The sequence below is a fragment of the Caulobacter sp. ErkDOM-E genome (assembly GCF_048541895.1).
Taxonomy (GTDB): Bacteria; Pseudomonadota; Alphaproteobacteria; order Caulobacterales; family Caulobacteraceae; genus Caulobacter.
The window spans coordinates 2,329,295-2,345,348 of the sequence record NZ_CP183331.1 but is presented as its reverse complement, the minus strand read 5'-3'; the positions used below and the strand labels follow the sequence as shown (position 1 = coordinate 2,345,348).

13 protein-coding genes are annotated in these 16,054 nt (G+C 69.1%); 2 read left to right on the top strand and 11 right to left on the bottom strand.

Annotated elements, in window-relative coordinates; translation table 11 throughout:
* Window positions 1–21 precede the first annotated feature (21 nt).
* The 9 genes from ACN2C7_RS11460 to ACN2C7_RS11420 all read right to left on the bottom strand — a co-directional run bounded on the left by ACN2C7_RS11460 (window position 22) and on the right by ACN2C7_RS11420 (window position 12,004).
* Entirely contained in the window at window positions 22–1,188 is a 1,167-nt protein-coding gene (locus ACN2C7_RS11460) for a phosphatidylinositol-specific phospholipase C1-like protein (protein WP_419317098.1), read from the bottom strand.
* 120 nt (window positions 1,189–1,308) lie between these two features.
* Window positions 1,309–3,066, bottom strand: a complete 1,758-nt coding sequence (locus ACN2C7_RS11455) for a hypothetical protein (protein ID WP_419317097.1) — start codon at window positions 3,064–3,066, stop codon at window positions 1,309–1,311.
* A complete protein-coding gene (locus ACN2C7_RS11450; RefSeq protein WP_419317096.1) occupies window positions 3,063–5,210 on the bottom strand; it encodes a DUF4175 family protein in 2,148 nt (715 codons plus the stop codon). Before ACN2C7_RS11450 ends, ACN2C7_RS11455 begins: the two co-directional genes overlap by 4 nt.
* Window positions 5,207–6,364 (bottom strand): BatA domain-containing protein, encoded by a 1,158-nt coding sequence (locus ACN2C7_RS11445; protein WP_419317094.1) that lies wholly within the window; start codon window positions 6,362–6,364, stop codon window positions 5,207–5,209. The genes ACN2C7_RS11450 and ACN2C7_RS11445 overlap by 4 nt, the downstream gene beginning before the upstream one ends.
* Window positions 6,361–7,248 (bottom strand): DUF58 domain-containing protein, encoded by an 888-nt coding sequence (locus ACN2C7_RS11440; RefSeq protein ID WP_419317093.1) that lies wholly within the window; start codon window positions 7,246–7,248, stop codon window positions 6,361–6,363. The genes ACN2C7_RS11445 and ACN2C7_RS11440 overlap by 4 nt, the downstream gene beginning before the upstream one ends.
* 9 nt (window positions 7,249–7,257) lie before the next feature.
* Window positions 7,258–8,259 (bottom strand): AAA family ATPase, encoded by a 1,002-nt coding sequence (locus ACN2C7_RS11435; protein WP_419317092.1) that lies wholly within the window; start codon window positions 8,257–8,259, stop codon window positions 7,258–7,260.
* A 28-nt stretch (window positions 8,260–8,287) separates the two neighbouring features.
* Window positions 8,288–9,007, bottom strand: coding sequence for a DUF4159 domain-containing protein (locus tag ACN2C7_RS11430; RefSeq protein ID WP_419317091.1), 720 nt, complete (start codon window positions 9,005–9,007; stop codon window positions 8,288–8,290).
* A gap of 11 nt (window positions 9,008–9,018) precedes the next feature.
* Window positions 9,019–10,350: a TldD/PmbA family protein gene (locus ACN2C7_RS11425; RefSeq protein ID WP_419255317.1), complete on the bottom strand. Its 1,332-nt coding sequence runs from the start codon at window positions 10,348–10,350 to the stop codon at window positions 9,019–9,021.
* A 22-nt stretch (window positions 10,351–10,372) separates the two neighbouring features.
* On the bottom strand, window positions 10,373–12,004 hold the full coding sequence (locus tag ACN2C7_RS11420; RefSeq protein ID WP_419317090.1) for a TldD/PmbA family protein: 1,632 nt from the start codon (window positions 12,002–12,004) through the stop codon (window positions 10,373–10,375).
* A 403-nt stretch (window positions 12,005–12,407) separates the two neighbouring features.
* Here ACN2C7_RS11420 and nhaA point away from each other — a divergent pair, with 403 nt between their 5' ends.
* Both nhaA and ACN2C7_RS11410 read left to right on the top strand, forming a co-directional pair.
* Window positions 12,408–13,646 (top strand): Na+/H+ antiporter NhaA, encoded by a 1,239-nt coding sequence (gene nhaA / locus ACN2C7_RS11415; protein ID WP_419317089.1) that lies wholly within the window; start codon window positions 12,408–12,410, stop codon window positions 13,644–13,646.
* Between the two features lie 205 nt (window positions 13,647–13,851).
* Window positions 13,852–14,178, top strand: coding sequence for a helix-turn-helix domain-containing protein (locus tag ACN2C7_RS11410; protein WP_419317088.1), 327 nt, complete (start codon window positions 13,852–13,854; stop codon window positions 14,176–14,178).
* Window positions 14,179–14,265: 87 nt separating this feature from the next.
* On the opposite strand, the gene ACN2C7_RS11405 is transcribed toward ACN2C7_RS11410, so the two are convergent.
* Together ACN2C7_RS11405 and metC are read right to left on the bottom strand one after the other, a co-directional pair.
* Window positions 14,266–14,838, bottom strand: a complete 573-nt coding sequence (locus ACN2C7_RS11405; RefSeq protein ID WP_419317086.1) for a DUF1697 domain-containing protein — start codon at window positions 14,836–14,838, stop codon at window positions 14,266–14,268.
* A 5-nt stretch (window positions 14,839–14,843) separates the two neighbouring features.
* Window positions 14,844–16,001, bottom strand: a complete 1,158-nt coding sequence (gene metC, locus ACN2C7_RS11400; RefSeq protein WP_419317085.1) for a cystathionine beta-lyase — start codon at window positions 15,999–16,001, stop codon at window positions 14,844–14,846.
* Window positions 16,002–16,054 lie beyond the last annotated feature (53 nt).

The following is a 16,054-nucleotide window of genomic DNA, read 5'->3' as shown; positions in this document are numbered from 1 at the left end:
GTCGTCAGGTCCGGTCGCTGCTTATGGGCGAGATCCCCGCGCTGGCGCGCCCGGCAGGGCTTCCAGAGCCAGGCCGGCGCAGCGCCCGGCCGCGCGGACGGGATTGCAGACGGCCACGTCGCCGCCCTTCAGGCGCACCGTATAGCCGCCGGCAAAGCGCGGGTCGGCCCAGATATAGTCGGTTGAGACATATTGCGCGCCGCTGCTCAGGGCGGCGATGCGCTGGCTGATGTCGTTGGCCCGCGCCGCCTGGGTGTCGGCGTCTGCGCGCGTGCGGACGATGAAGCCGGCCTTCACGGCGGCGGCAATGCGGTCCTTCTGGGCGATCGGATCATTCAGGGTCAGATAGGCCGCCGCCGGCGAAGCCTCGTCCGTGTTGACGAACATGGCCCGGCCTTCCAGCGAACGACGGGCGCCGCGATAGAACGCCACCTTCTCGGGACTTTCATCCAGGGCGAAGAAGACCTTGCCGCGCGATGCGCCCAGGCTGGGCCAGCCCTGGGCCAGCACGGCCTCGCGCAGGGTGGCGTGCTGGCCCCGCACCCGGTCGGGGGTGATCAGATCGGCCTCGGCGAACACGGTGCGAACCTCGGCGTCCAGCGCGTCGAAGGCCTTTTCGTCAAAAGCCAGGGGCGTGACGCCACCGGGAAAGCTGGCGGGGCCGTCCTTGGCATTGATCAGAATGAGGATGGGGGCGTGGTCAGGGTGGGCGCCGGACCAGGCCTTCACCTGCGAGAGGCAGGCCACGAAGGTCAGGCACGAGGAGCGAAAGTCGACATCTGGGATGTGCAGGACCTTGAAGCCCGGCTGGGCCAAAGCCGCTGCGAAGTCGGGCGTCAGGGTCGCGCCGGTCCCCAGGGCAGTCAGGGGCCGCCCATAGCGCCCGCCCTGCGGGTCGGCGACGACGTCGATCTCCAGTTGACGCGCTCCGGCGTCCAGCTGCTCGGCCAGTGGTCGGTGCGCATAGTCGATGCCCAGGGCCGCCGGGCCGCGCGCGGCGACCATGACGGCCAGCTCGTCAGCCGGGATCGCCAGCTTGTAGCTGTTGTGGGTGCCCACGGTGGTCAGGTCGTTCATCCGCAGATCAGCGTCCAGCCGCGACCGCGCGCAGGCGAGGTCGTCCTTGGGGCAGGGGGCGAGGGCGGCGGATGTGAGGCCCAGAAACAGCGCGATGACGAGATTGAGCATAGGGCCTCCAAACGTTCCGCTTCGACTAGCGGGGTGGCATGACGCTTTGACGTCAGCCGCCGACAGCTTGCGTCGCCTTGAACTGTTTGTCTGCCCAAAGCGTGCTGTCACGGGACGCCCCTACTGCCCGGTGAGCCGCCGGCCCTGCGCCGATCGTCGCTCCAGCCACCACAGCAAACCCAGCACGGCAAGAAGGCTCGCGGCCCAGGGCCAGGCCGATCCGGGAGCGGCGGCGACCGCCCCCGTTCCGCGCCCGGCAGCCGCGTTCACCCGCTCCAGCGTCGCCTGCCGGTTGGCGCTGTGGGCCAGCGACGGTGCCGCATCGGCGGGGTGGACGTACACAGCCGTCTCGACATCGCCATCGACAATCCTGTGCCATCCAGACCGGCGGGGCCAGTAGGCGGCGCAGGCTGCGGGCCCTGTCGCCGGATCCGGACGCGGCCGGCTTTCGACGCCCTCGGGGTCGACGACGCGAACCTGCTGGGTGACCGGGCACAGCGCCGCGCGCTCACCCGCCCTTGCGATCGTTTCCAGGCGCACGCCCGGCGGCTCGCCAGGACGCGCCAGGGTCGAAAAGAGCTCGCTCCACAGTTCGCCATAGCGGTCGCCGTGGCCGGCCAGGGTCAGAGCGTAGCTGTCGGCCACGATCGACAGGCCCACCCGGCCCTGGCCGCGCGGCCGCCAGGCGGCGAGGGCGGCGCCGGCCGCATCCCGGATCATTGGCACGTCGTCTCGCCCGGTCTGGACCAGGCCAAGCCGGTTGAGTGCGAGCGTGGCGGGCAAGGCCGATCCGCCGAGACGGAAGGCTCGCGCAACGTCGCCACCGATGTTCGCCATGCCCAGCCCGCCCCATTCGCGTTGGGTGGTGTCGGAGAGCTGTCCCGTGGGTCTCAGCAGCAGACCAAGACCATCCTGCGCCGCGCCGCCGAGGGCGGCCCGCTCTCCGATCGACAGGGTCTCCCAGAGGCGATCATCGACGATGACGAGATCGACCTCGGCCAGGGCCGCTCGCGTCAGCGGCATCGGTGCATCGCCCAGACGCGCGCCACCGCCGACATCGATCTCGACGCTCAGCGCGATGCCGGCGTCCTGGGCCCAGCGGCGGAGATATTTGGTTTCAGGACTGGCGGCGCCGGCCAGGACGACGACCCGAGGCTGTCGCTGCGCCCGCGTCTGGACCGGGATCTCGATGTGCTGGACCAGCCGACCCGCCGTATCCTTCAGGCGCAGATCAAACAGCGTCAGCCCGGCGGCCCGCGATGCGGCCGACAGACCAAAGCGCTGACCGGCCTTCACCTCGGCGCGATCGACGAGCGCGCCGGCCGGGTCGAGCAGTTCGACCACGCCTGACCTCAGCGCGCCGATCTGGCCCGCCACGCTGAAGCGCGCGCCGGGGACGACCGGGCTGGGCAAGGTCAGGTCGACAAAGCCGCTGGGCGCCCGCGCGGGGATGAACTCCGCCGGCCGGTCCAGAGTGATCTGGTCGCGGGGCGTCAGGCCTTCGCCCTCGATGCGCAGCCGTCCGACCTGCGGATAAAGGCGCAGGGCCGCGCCGAGATCGGGAACGCGGATGGCGCCGGGCGCCGCGCCGGCCTCAGGCAGGGCGACAACCACGTCACCGGCGGCGCGCAGCGTCGGCGACGCCCCGCCTGTGACGATCACCAGGCGTCCGGGGGATGTCCCCACCGAAGGGGGGAAGAGCGTCAGGTGCAGAAAGACGCCTGCGAGGATTTGCAGGCCGGCCAGCGTGGCGAAGCGCCATGCAGGACCCCGCGCCGCCTCCGCCGCTGACCGCCGCCGAAACGCCAGTCGAACCACGCCGCCGACGACGGCCACGGCGATCAGGGCCGCCGTCCAGATCTGGAGATCGCCGATCATCGCAGGGCGTCCAGATAACGGCGGCCGCGGGCGTCCGCCGGGGCGCGACGCAGGACGCCGGCCGGCGGTCGCTCCAGCGCCGCCCATAGAAGTGCGCGCAGCTTTTGACGGCAGTCCAGGCAGCCCGGTTCATTGCGAACAGTATCGATCTGGGCCGACAGGGCCAGGGGATCGGCAAGGCGCTTCTGGTTGGCGCTCACCCAGCCCGCCAGGGCGTCCAGGCGCAGGGGCGTGGCGGGCTGGATCTGGCCCAGCGCGCGCCAAGCCTCGACGGCCGGCGTGTCGGCGGGATCGCGCGGCGCCGGAGTCAGCCGGCCCGAGACGATGCCGTCGCGCTTGCCGGTGAGGCGGCGGGAGAAGTCCACCGGCGGCATCTTCGACGGCGCGCGCGCCAGGAAGATCCGCGTGGCCTGTTGGGCGGTTTTCAGCAGGTCCAGCGCCCGATGGGCGTGAGGCAGGGCGTCCCTGGGCTTGCCCTGGCGCAGGGCGCGTTCGGAGTCCCACATGGCGTCCAGAGCCTGGGCCAGGGTCGAGCGCGTTCCCGGATCGAACAGGGTGGAGGCGTCGCCGGTGTCGTGCGCATGGCCGAACTGGGCGACCACGTCGCCCATATCGCCGAAGGTCGCAGGCTCGGCGCCATGGTCGTGCCCGTCGTCGTGACTATGTTTCTCTTGGGGTTCGGGTTTGGCGGGCGCCGATGCTGGACCGTCGTTCGTCGGCAGGTCCAGCGCGGGCACGTCATTGGTCGGGATGGACAGCCCGCCGCCGCCGCCCTCGGCCTCCTCGCCCATGAACTGGCCGTAGCGCAGGCGAAGCTGGGCCTGGTCGGCGCCCAGCCCGTTGGACCGGTCGAGGAAGGTGTCCGGCGTGATCCGGCCGCGCTGGGTGATCAAGGCCTCGGCGTCGATGATGATCTGGCGCTGGCTGCGGAAATAGACCGGCAGGATCTGGCGGGCCATGCCCTCGAGCCCGTCGGCCAGGCCCATGGCGGCCGGCCAGCGCAGGATGATGCTGGGACCTTCGACCCTCTGGGGCGCGGGCGCGCGATTGTCGCTGACGATCAGCTGGACGATCATGTCGCCGCCGGGCGCGAGGCCTTCGCGCGTCAGGTCGAGGTCGGCGGTGAAACGCTTGAGCCGCGCGTCGCCCCGGCCGCTCAGGGGCAGGGTCCGCTCGGTCGTGGTGATGTTTTCGCCTTCGCCCTTGGTGATCGTCATGCGCAGTTGGGCGGCGGCCGCCACACCATAGTCATCGCGGACTTCGAACACGGGCGCCCACCGCATCTGGCCGGGGGCGGTCAGGGTCAGGGCGCTGTCTGGGGTCAGGACACGAACCGCCGGCGCGGCGTCTGGGATCATCTCCACCCGATGCAGGCGCTGGCGGGGCAGGCCTGGGGCCTCGATCCGATACAGCGCCGACCGCGCGAAGACCCGGTCGCCCAGCCAGCGCCCGCCTTGTCGACGAAGGGAAAGGGGCGCGTCGCCCGGGAAGCTCAGGGTCGCGGCGCCGGGGCTGGGAACGAGGTTCAAGGCCCACTCAACACGCGAATTGGCGGGCGCTCGCACGTCGAGGCTGCTCTGCTCGAACGGGCGCAGGCCGGTATAGGCAGGCGGCGTGATGCGCAGCCGCGCGCCGGCGATCCTGGGCGCGCTGAGGGGCGAGGCCGATCGAACGCCGCCGACACCGCCGCCCGCTTCGCGCGCCGAGGGCCAGAGCATGACGGCCAGGATCGCGACAGTGCTGAGGCCAGCGGTCCAGGCGATCCAGCGGCGCGACCAGTCGGGGCGCAGGTCGAGGGCGGCGGCTTCGGCCAGCCGGGTTTGCAGCCGCGCCTGCTGCAGGGCCGCCAGGCCCTCCAGGCTGCCCGGCGCGCGGAGCAGGAGATCGCTGCTGTCCTCAAGGTCGGGCGCGCGGGCGTCCAGGGCGGCGGTCAGCCAGGCAGGGTCAAAGTGGCGGGTTCGCTTCCAGGCCGTCCAGCCCAGCGCCAGGGCCCCGAGGGTCATCGCGGCCAGCGCAGCCGCGACGCCGGCCAGCCGCCAGGTCGCGGCGCCGAGGGCCAGAACAAGCGGCAGTCCGACGGCGATCGTGTCGAGCAGGCTTCGCTGGCGGGCGGCCTGCAGGTGGTGGGAGAGCGCGGCGATCATGCGGCGACCGGCCGCCGCCGCCGGGTGGCCAGCCAGCGCTCGACCGCGAAGAGCGCGGCGATGGCCACGGCCAGCCACGGACGCAGGTCCACGGGATGGGGATTGTAGGGCGAGGCGCCGGGCGTCGCGCGCACCGTGGGCGCATAGTCGGCCGCAGCGACGCGATCGGGCGCCGGCGGCGGGTCCAGCAGGGACCACAGGGCCGCCGGAAAGTCGGACTCGACCAGGGCCGGCATGGCCCTGGGTTCGAGGGGACGGGTCAGGCGCAGCACGCGCCCCTTGCCGAAGCGACCTGCGCTGGCGAGCGGTTCGCCGGTCGCGTTGCGCCATGTCACCCGTTGCCCGCCCTCGACCGGGGACGGCGCGTCATGGGCCAGCAGCGCCACGCCGCCGTCCTCGATCCAGTCCAGAATGGTCGCAGGCATCGGCGCGCTGGACAGCCAGACGAGATACCGGGCGTTGCGGGGCAGGGGGCGGTCGACGGGGGCGGCCTCAAAGGCGGGCGGCTTGCCGGGCTCGGCGAAGGCTGTTGCCGCCGCGCGGAAGTAGCGAACAGCGTCCTCGCCATCCGAGGAATAGCGCACGCTCAGCGCGGGCGGCGCGCGCGCGACGACCGGTTCGGGGCGGGGTGACGACGCGGCGATCCGCCAGTCCACCTCACGCGACAGGTACAGCCTCTGGGCGTCGACACCGGTCAGCTCCGGCGGCATGACCACGGCGATCGGCGTCCTGGCGGGCGTCTCGGCGTCGAGCTGGCGGATGAGGCTGGCCGGGTTCGTCGGCAAGGCGGGCGCGGGACGGTCAACGCCAGGGAAGCCGGGCGCGAGCCAGACCCGGCGCTCGCCCCGATCCGGGACCTCCGCGATGTTGACCGCTGGCGAGACCGCGACCACGGGCCGGTCATCGCCCGGGGGGCGCGTCACGGGACGGGCCAGGAGCAGGGCGATGGCGACGATCAGGGCGATCCGCACCGCCAGCAGCACCCGCTCATCCAGCCGCAGGCGTCGCACGGGCCTTGGGTTGGGGTTCAGCCAGCGCAGGGCCGCGAAGTCGATGGTCTGGGTCTCGGTCCGCCGCGCGATGTGGATCGCCAGAGGAACCGCGATCGCGATCAGGGCGCCCAGCGCGGCCGGCAGGAGCAGGGTCGGCGTCATCGCTGGGGCGCCGGCTGGGACAGCTTCTGGATGGGCTGGTCCGGATCCTGGTCGATGAAGTGCTCGACATAGCGGACGCCCCGGCCTTCGAGCCGCGCGCGCAGGTCGGCCCGGGCCTTGGCGAAGCGCATCAGGAAATCCTCGCGCAGGGCCCGGCCGTCGCCGGCCAGCTCGGCCTCGCCTTCAGGATCGCGGAAGCGAAGACTGCGGTCGAACGGGAAGTCGCGCTCGTCGGCGGTCAGCAGCTGGATGAACGACACGTCGCGACCGGACGCGGCGAGACGCTCGGCGGCCGCGACGCAGGCCTCGTCGAAGCCGTCGGTGACGAACAGGGCCATGTCGCCGGGCGCGATGCGCTCGCCCAGGGTTTGCACGTCTCGCTCCCAGGCCGGAACGCCGCCGGGGCGAAGCGGACCGAGCGTCAGCCGGATGCGGTCGCGGTGACGCTTGTCACTGGACGGCGGCAGGACCAGCGCCCCTTGCGCCTGGGCGACGATGACGCCGAACCGGTCGCCTTGCTGCAGGGCGATCTCGATGACGGCGGCGGCCAGGCGCCGGGCGGCGTCGAAGCGCGACCAGTCGGGGCGGGCGAGATCGGCCTGGCCCATCGAGGCGCTGGCGTCCAGGACGATCCAGATCGCCACCGGGCTCTCGCGTTCGGCGTCGCGAACGAAGAAGCGGTCTGACCGGGAATAGAGCTTCCAGTCGATCCGGCGCAGGTCGTCGCCGCGCTCATAGGCGCGGTACTGGGCGAACTCCATCGCGCCGCCGCGATTGCGGCTGGCGTGCATCCCGTCGCCCGCCAGCACCGCAGCCGCGCGGGGCGCCAGCGACAGGCGTCGCAAGCGGCTGCGCAGGTCGGGAGGGAGGTCGAACGGCGACATGCGACGCGGTCAGTCCCGCGTCGGCGCCGGAAGCGCGGCCAGCAGGGCGGCGACCACGTCGTCGGTGGTCTTGCGGTCGGCCTCGGCCGCGAACGACAGCAGGATGCGGTGGCGCATGACCGGCGCCGCCAGAGCGACGACGTCGGCCCGGGTGGCCGCCAGCCGTCCGTGCAGCAGGGCCCGCGCCTTGGCGGCCAGCACCAGGGCCTGGCCGGCCCGCGGGCCGGCGCCCCAGCGGACATAGGTCTGGACGGCGGCGGGCGCGTCGGGGCCGGGACGACTGGCGCGGACGAGGGATGTGATCCAGGTCAGCAGGCCTTCGCCGACATGCACCTGGCGCACCCATTTCTGGAGTTCGACAATGTCGGGTCCGGTCATCACCGGGGCCGGCGCGGCGATGGCGCCGCCGGTGGTCAGGGCCAGGATCGCGCGCTCTTCCTCGGCCGTGGGATAGCCCACCCGGATGTTGAGCAGGAAGCGGTCAAGCTGGGCCTCGGGCAGGGGATAGGTGCCGGCCTGTTCCAGCGGGTTCTGGGTGGCCAGCACGAAGAACGGCTCGGAGAGGGCGTGCGTGACGCCCGCATAGCTGACCGTGTGCTCCTGCATGGCCTCCAGCAGGGCCGCCTGGGTCTTGGGCGGGGTGCGGTTCAGTTCATCGGCCAGCAGCAGGTTGGTGAAGACCGGGCCAGGCTGGAAGCGAAAGTGCCGGTGGCCGGTGCCGTGATCCTCTTCCAGCACCTCGGTGCCGAGGATGTCGCTGGGCATCAGGTCGGGCGTGAACTGGACGCGGCGGAAGTCGAGCGACAGCGCCTGACCCAGGGTGCGGACCAGCAGGGTCTTGCCCAGGCCCGGCACGCCCTCGATCAGGCAGTGGCCGCCGGCCAGCAGGCCGATCAGCAGCTGCTCCACGACCTCGTCCTGGCCGACGATGGCCTGACCGATCGCCGCGCGCAGCTCGCCCAGGCGCTCGAGCTTGAGCGCAATATCGGCTTCGGTGGGGGTCTGGGTCATCGCGGTTCCGAACAGGCGAGAGGCGGGATCAGGCGGTCAGGGCGTAGAGCACGATGTTGACCGCGAACTTGGTGTTGTCTTCGGCCAGGAAGCGCTTGTTGCGCCAGTCGTAATCCCACTCGCAGCCGTAATCCTTGTTGCTGTAGAGCAGGCCCAGGCGCCCGCCGATCTCGATGCCCTTGAGGTAGTCATGCACGAGATCGTCGCCCCAGCCGTTCAGCTCGAAGCTGGTGGCGGGCGGGCCGTCGAACTTGAAGAAGTTGCGATAGATGGCGTGGTCGTTGGGCAGTTTGCGCAGGGCCTCGGCGCCGAACAGCTTTGTCATCTGGCGTTCGAACGATCGGGCGAACAGGCCGTCGATATCGTGGTTGCAGTCATCGACGAACACGAAGCCGCCGTTGCGCACATAGCGCTCGAAATTGGCGGCCTCGGCGGGGCTGAACTCCACCAGCTTGTGGCCGGCCAGATAGCAGAACGGCGCGGTCAGCATCGCCGGATCCGACAGCCGCACCACGCGCTCCTGCGGATCGACCCGCAGGTTGGTGTAGTCGATCAGCGAGGTCAGGATGTTGGACGGCATCCGCTGGTCAACGTCCCAGTCCCCGGAGTCGTAGCGCAGGCGGGTGAACCAGAAGTCGTACACGGGCGCTGCGCGGGCGGCAGACGGGAGGCTGGCAAGCCAGCCCCCCAATGCGCCGCCCGTCAGCAGGCGCAGGCACTCAGAACGCGTTACGCGGTTACCGGCCATGCGTTATCCGGTCAGACGGCGTCCGACAGCGAGGTGAAGGTGAAGTCACGCACGCGCATCGGAGGGATCATGTACTGCATCTGACCGCCCTCGCTGACCCGAACCGGCCGGCCCAGATCGTCGATGTTGTTGAGCATGATCACCGGCGACTCGTTGAAGCGGAAGTTCTTCACCGGGTACTTCAACTGGCCGTTCTCGATGTAGAAGGTGCCGTCGCGGGTCAGGCCGGTCAGCAGCACCGTCTGGGGATCGACCATGCGGATGTACCAGGTGCGGGTCACCAGGATGCCGCGCTCGGTCTCGCGCACCAGGTCGGCGGTCGACTTGGTTCCGCCCGACATGATGATGTTGCCCGGCCGGCCCACCACCTTCTTGCCCTGCTTCTGGGCCCAATAGGGCGAGTAGAGCAGGTTGGCGATCTTGCCGTTCTCGACCAGCGGCATGCGTTCGCGGGCCCGGCCCTGGGCGTCCCAAGGCAGCACCGCCAGTTCGGGGTGCCAGGGGTCGGCCGTGAAGGTGACGCGCGGATCATAGACCTGCTCGCCCAGCTTGTTGCCGCCGCCCTTCTTGGACAGGAAGCTGCGACCTTCGTCGGCCTGGCGGGCGTCGAAGAAGTTGAGCATGAACGAGATCAGGCCCGAGGCGGCGGCCGGTTCCAGGATCACCGTGTATTTGCCGGGCTCCAGCGACTGCGCCTCGGCCGAGGCGCTGGCCTTGCGCATGGCGATCTCGATGTCGCTGGCCGGCTTGAAGCTGGTGGAGTCCTGCAGGTTGCGGCTGACCCAGCCCGAGCCCCGGCCGTCGGCCGTACGCACCGTGCAGGTGTAGTCGACCTCGGTGGCGCGCTGATAGCCGAACGCGCCCTTGCTGTTGGCGAAGGCGACGAAGCTCTGCTCGTCATTGAGGAAGCCGGCGGCGATCAGGTTCTGGGCGCGGCAGGGGGCGATGGAGGCCCGGGCGATCTCGGCCCGCTGGTCGGGGGTGATCGCGGCGGTCGCGGCGCTGAAGGTCGCGCTGGGCTTGTAGGTCTGGGCCTCGACGGCCGTGACGAACTCCGGATTCTCCGGCGCCAGCTTGGCCAGTTCCTCGGCGCGCTTGACCACGCGGGCCAGGGCGGCGTCCGAGAACTCGTTGATCGACGCCGATCCGACGCGCTTGCCGAACGCCACCTGGACCGACAGATCGGTATTGCTGACCACGCCGCTGGTCGAGACGTTGTTGAGGGCGAAACGAATATTGCCTTCGACCGATCCGGTCAGCTGGGCGGTGCACTCGTCGGCCGTCGACAGCTTGATGACCTTGTCGAGGATCGTCTTGGCCTCGGCCTCTGTCATGATGCTCATTGGACTGTCTCCCTCGACCCGATCAACCGAGCGAGCGCGCGGTGTTGATGACATTGATGTCGTCGAACCGGGTGGTCGACGAACCGTGGCTCACGGCCGAAACTTGGCTGGGCTGGCCTTTCCCATCAAAGAAGGAGCCAAACAGGCGGTAGTCGCGCTCGTCGCAGATCGCCGTACAGGCGTTCCAGAACTCGGGCGTGCGCATCTGATAGGCCACGTCCTCGAGGGGCTGGGTGATCTTGCCGTCCTTGATCTCGTAGAACAGCGTGCCGCCGAACTGGGCGTTGTAGCGCTGCTGGTCGATCGAGAACGAGCCGCGACCCAGGATGTAGATCCCGTCCTCGACGCCCGAAATCATGTCGTCCAGGCTCATCTTCTTCTTGCCCGGCTGCAGCGAGACATTGGGCATCCGCTGGAACTGCACGGTCGACCAGGAGTCGGCATAGGAGCAGCCGTCTGACTCGGTCTTGCCCAGCATGTGGGCCTGGTCGCGGGTGGCCTGGTAGTCGACCAGCTTGCCGTCCTGGATCAGCGGCCAGCTCTTGGTGCCGACGCCTTCGTCGTCATAGCCGACCGCGCCCAGGCTACCGGGCTGCAGCTTGTCGGCCGTGAGGTTGACGATCTCGCTGCCGTACTGGAAGCGCGCCTCGCGCTTGTCCAGCGTGGCGAAGCTGGTCCCGGCATAGTTGGCCTCGTAGCCCAGCACGCGGTCGAGCTCGAGCGGGTGGCCGACTGACTCGTGGATGGTCAGGCCCAGATGGTTGGGGTCGAGCACCAGATCGTAGCGGCCCGGCTTGACCGACTTGGCCGTGAGCTTTTCGCGCGCCTGGACGGCGGCGGCCTTGGCGTCCTCGACCATGTCATAGGACTTGCCGTAGCTGATGATGCCGTTGGGCGAGAGGCTCTTGTCCTCGGTCTTGGGGTCCAGGTACTCGTAGCCCAGACCCATCGGCGCGGAGAGACCCTCGCGCGAGCGGAACTTGCCGCTGGCCTTGTCGATGGCGGTCACCGTGAAGGGCGCCCAGATGCGGTGGACGTCCTGGTCGATGTAAGAGCCGTCGGTGCTGGCGAAGTATTTCTGCTCGTTGATCAGGAACAGGCTGGAATTGACGAAGCTGGCCCCGGCCGTCAGCGCCGCGCCGTTGACGCGCATCAGAAGGTCGACCTTCTCCTGCAGCGAGACTTCCATGCCGTTGCGGCGAATGGGCGTGGCCCACTTCACCTCGCCGACGCCCTTGGTGGGGGCCAGGCGGACGGGCGCGGTCTGGTTTTTGGCGTTGGCCTTGGCGATCATCGTGGCCAGGCGGGCCGTCTGGGCGACCGATTCCGCCGAAATGTTGTTGGTGGCGGCAAAGCCCCAGGCGCCGTCGGCGATTACGCGAACGCCCACGCCGCTCGATTCGGTATTGGTCACCGCCTGGACGTTGGCCTCGCGGGTGACGATGAACTGGCGCAGATAGCGGCCGACGCGCACGTCGCAATAGCTGGCCCCGGCGGCGGTCGCGGCGCTCATGGCCGCGTCGGCCAGGCGCTTCTTGACGGCCAGCTCGATGGTTTCCACCAGCTGATCGGCGGCGATGGCCTGACCGAAGCCGGGCAACAGCATGCCGCCGGCGCCGATTCCACAGGCAGCAAGAAACTGACGTCTATCCAAGTGTCTTCTCCCCAGTGGCCCACGATCCGGGGCGCTTGCGCCGCGTTCCAGTCGAGATGGAATCTGACGCTGAAGACGTTCTGTGCCGAGCCGTGGCGGAGGTCAATTCTTTCCCGATGTCATGCCCTGGGTGTCGTCAGGTTGCGCGGGATCGGGCTTGAGGCCGCCATGAGGTTCCGCAATCGCATCATCATGCCGAGCACGTTTGCTGGTCTCGCCTGTTCCGTCGTCCGCCTTGAACAGGGCGAGCCGGTTTCGCTTGACCTTGACGCCGGCATGGTCAGATTGCGCGGCAGATATCAGGCCGCTTCATGCGGCCAGGCCGCGCCTCCAGCGAATTCGGTCCGGCGTCCGTCGATAACCGGACGTCACGATAGCTTGATCCATGCTTTTGGAGGCCGCCGTGGCATTTGAACCGAAGCCCAGACTCTCGACGCGCGCACTCTCGGCTCTGCGCCAGTTCCTGCATCATGAAGCGGCCGGGGGGTACGTCCTGATGGCGGCAGCGGCCCTGGCTCTGCTGGTCGCCAATTCGCCCTGGGCCGCCGCCTACAACGCCGTGCTGCATATTGAGATCGGCGGGACCATCGCCGGCCTGGCGATGCGCGAAAGTCTCGCGCACTGGATCAATGACGGTCTGATGGCCGTGTTCTTTCTGCTGGTTGGGCTGGAGATCAAGCGCGAGGTGCTGGACGGGCAGCTTTCGAAGCCCTCGCGCCTGATCCTGCCCGGCGTTGCGGCGCTGGGTGGGGTCGTGGCGCCGGCCCTGATCTACAGCGCGGTCAATCTGGGAACGCCCGAACATCTTCGCGGCTGGGCGATCCCGGCGGCCACCGACATTGCCTTCGCACTGGGCGTCCTGTCGCTGCTGGGATCGCGCGCGCCGGCCTCGTTGAAGATCTTCCTGACGGCGATCGCCATTCTCGATGACCTCGTCGCCATCCTGGTCATCGCCGTCTTCTATACCGACCAACTCAACGTCCTGGCGCTGACCCTGGCGGGCGGCGTCACGATCGCCCTGATCGCCCTCAACCGTTTCAAGGTGACCTGGCTGTGGCTGTATCTGCTGCTGGGCGTGGCGCTGTGGTTGTGCGTTCTGAAGTCCGGCGTTCACGCCACCTTGGCCGGGGTCGTTCTGGCCATGACCATTCCGCTCCGGCCGTCGCGCGGCCGGCCCGATGATCGCCGTTCGCCGCTTCACCAGCTGGAGCATGCGTTGCACAGGCCCGTGGCCTTTGTGATTGTGCCGCTGTTTGGACTGGCCAATGCCGGCGTCAGCTTCGCGGGGGTGACCCTGGCGACGGTTCTCGCCCCGGTGCCGGTCGGGGTGGCGCTGGGATTGTTCCTGGGCAAGCAGGCCGGCGTCTTCCTCGCCGCCATGGCGGTGATCAAGCTGGGGTTCGCCGACATGCCGCGCGGCGCGACGGTACGCCAGCTCTATGGCGTAGCGCTGCTGTGCGGGGTCGGCTTCACCATGAGCCTGTTCATCGGCAACCTGGCCTTCGCCGATCCTCTGCTGCTCGACGAGGTCAAGATCGGGGTGCTGTGCGGCTCCGTCGTGTCGGCGGTGGCCGGCTATCTCATACTGGCCACCGCCCGCCCGGCCTTGCCTGCGTCAAGCGGGCCGGCGACGAGAAGGTAACAGTACGTTTGGTTATAACTGAATTCAAAACGTTCCGCCGCCGCCGCCATCAGGCCGGCTTTGCAAAGCCCATCGCCGCAGCGCAGCGCCATAACGTCAGTTTTCGACAAGTTCTCGCATGTCGCCCAATAACACGTTGCATAAATACTGTTATGTGCGGAAAACGCCGACCTTCGCCCGCGCCGCATGACAATCAGGAGGCTAGATGCCACGAGCCACCCCCGACCCCGCCAAGGTCGCGCACACCAAGGCGCTTCGGCAGGAGGCCGGCCGATGGCTTAAGGCGGGCCGAGAAGCGGCGGGCCTGACCCAGGCCCAGCTCTCCGAACAGGTCGGGCTGCGCTACTATACGTTTGTCTCCCAGGTAGAGAGCGGCGTCGGCCGTCTGCCGATCGAGACCCAGGCCGCGTGGGCCAAGGCCCTGAACCTTGACGAGGCCGACTTCGCCAGGACGCTGCTGGCCTATTACGAACCCGAACTCCATCGGCTGCTGTTCGAGAGCGCCGCCTCTCCCAGCCGGGCCATCGCCTAAGCGATCGCTCCGCGCATCGCCGGACGAACGGCTGCACCGCCTGGTGGTCTATGAGCGGATACCGGGTCGCTGAGACCGGGCGAGGCCTCAGACGGCCTCGTCCCCCGCCTCGTCCCCCGCCTCGCCGATCGCCTCGCCGATCGCCTGCACGATCGTCCACGACCGGCCGGTGATCCGGGTGGCCAGGGCCTTTTCGACGAGCCCGTTGCTGAACTTCGACGCGCCAAGCCCATTGGGGTAGGTGACGTAGAACTGGCGGCTCTCGACGCGCAGTTGCTCGCCCTCCGACAGTTTGGCGCGCAGGGCGCCGATCACCTTCTTGTCCGGCGGATCCTTGAGGAACAGGGTCATCAGCAGGCCCGGATCGGTTAGGGCGAACTCGGCATAGGGATTGGCGGCGATGATCGCCGCCCAGGCCTGGGCGGTGCGCACATAGATATCGGTGCGCAAGCCCATACGCGTGTGGATCTCGGTCTCAAGGAAGTTTTGCAGGTCAGCGCCGGTGCGCTCGGGGCTGTCGAACACCAGATTGTTGGCGCCGCCCACCGCGCGGGCGTTGGTCAGGCCCAGTTCGCCCAGCAGGTCGACAAAGGTCTCGGCCGCGATCGGCTTCTGGCCGCCGGGGCTGACGCTGCGCAGCAGGGCGATATGGGTGGTCATGGGTTTCAGGCCTGACTGTTCAGAGCCGCGAATCCGCGCTCCAGATCGATGATGAGGTCGGCCGGGGATTCCAGACCGATATGCAGGCGCAGCAATGGGCCTTCCAGATCGACGGGGATAGAGCGGCTCTTCAGTTGCGGATCGCAATGAATGGCCAGGCTCTCATAGCCGCCCCAGGAAAAGCCCAGGCCAAACAGCTGCAGGGCGTCGAGAAAGGCGTGAACGGCCGTCTCGCGGGCAGGTTTCAGCACCACGCCGAACAGGCCGCAGGCCCCGGTGAAGTCGCGCCGCCACAGGGCGTGGCCGGGATCGTCGGGCAGGGCGGGGTGCAGCACGCGCGCCACCTCGGGCCGCTGCTGAAGCCAGCGAGCGATGGTCAGGCCATTCTCGTGATGGCGGGGCAGGCGGGTCGTCATCGTGCGCAGGCCGCGCAGCATGGTGTAGGCGTCGTCGGGCGACACCGACCAGCCGATGTCCCACATGGCGTTGCCGAGCGCGTTTCCGATGTCGGCGTCCATGGTGGTGGCGCTGCCCATGAAGCAGTCCGAATGGCCGCCGACATATTTGGTCAGGGCCTGGACGCTGATGGTCACGCCATGGGCCAGCGGCTTGAAATAGAGGCCGGCCGCCCAGGTATTGTCGATCAGGGTCAGGATGCCGCGCGCATTGGCGGCCGCCGCGATGGCCGGGACGTCCTGCATCTCGAAGGTCAGCGAACCGGGCGCTTCCAGCAGGATCATCCGCGTCTTGCGCGTGGTCAGGGCCATCAGCGCGTCGGGCGACAGGGCCGGGTCGTAATAGGTGGTGGCGACACCGAAGCGGCTCAGCACCCGGTCGCAGAACCGGCGGGTGGGCTTGTAGGCGCTGTCGACCACCAGGATCTCGTCGCCGGCCTTCAGCACCGCCAGCATGGCGCCGGTGATCGCCGCCAGGCCGGAGGGATACAGGGTGACGTCCGGCGAGCCTTCCAGTTCAGCCAGGGCCACCTGCAGGGCGGCGGGCGAGGACAGGCCCGTGATGCCGTAGCTGATCAGACTTTCATCATACAACGAGGCCGCATTGGCCATCAGCACGGTCGAGCCGCGCTGGATCGGCGGATTGACCGTGCGGGCCGGAAGCGCCGACGACGCGCCCGTTCGGATCAGGCGGGTTTCTTCATCCATGGGGGTGCTTTCGACGACGCGGCGGACGGTCGTGGTTTAGGCCGGGTTGGTCG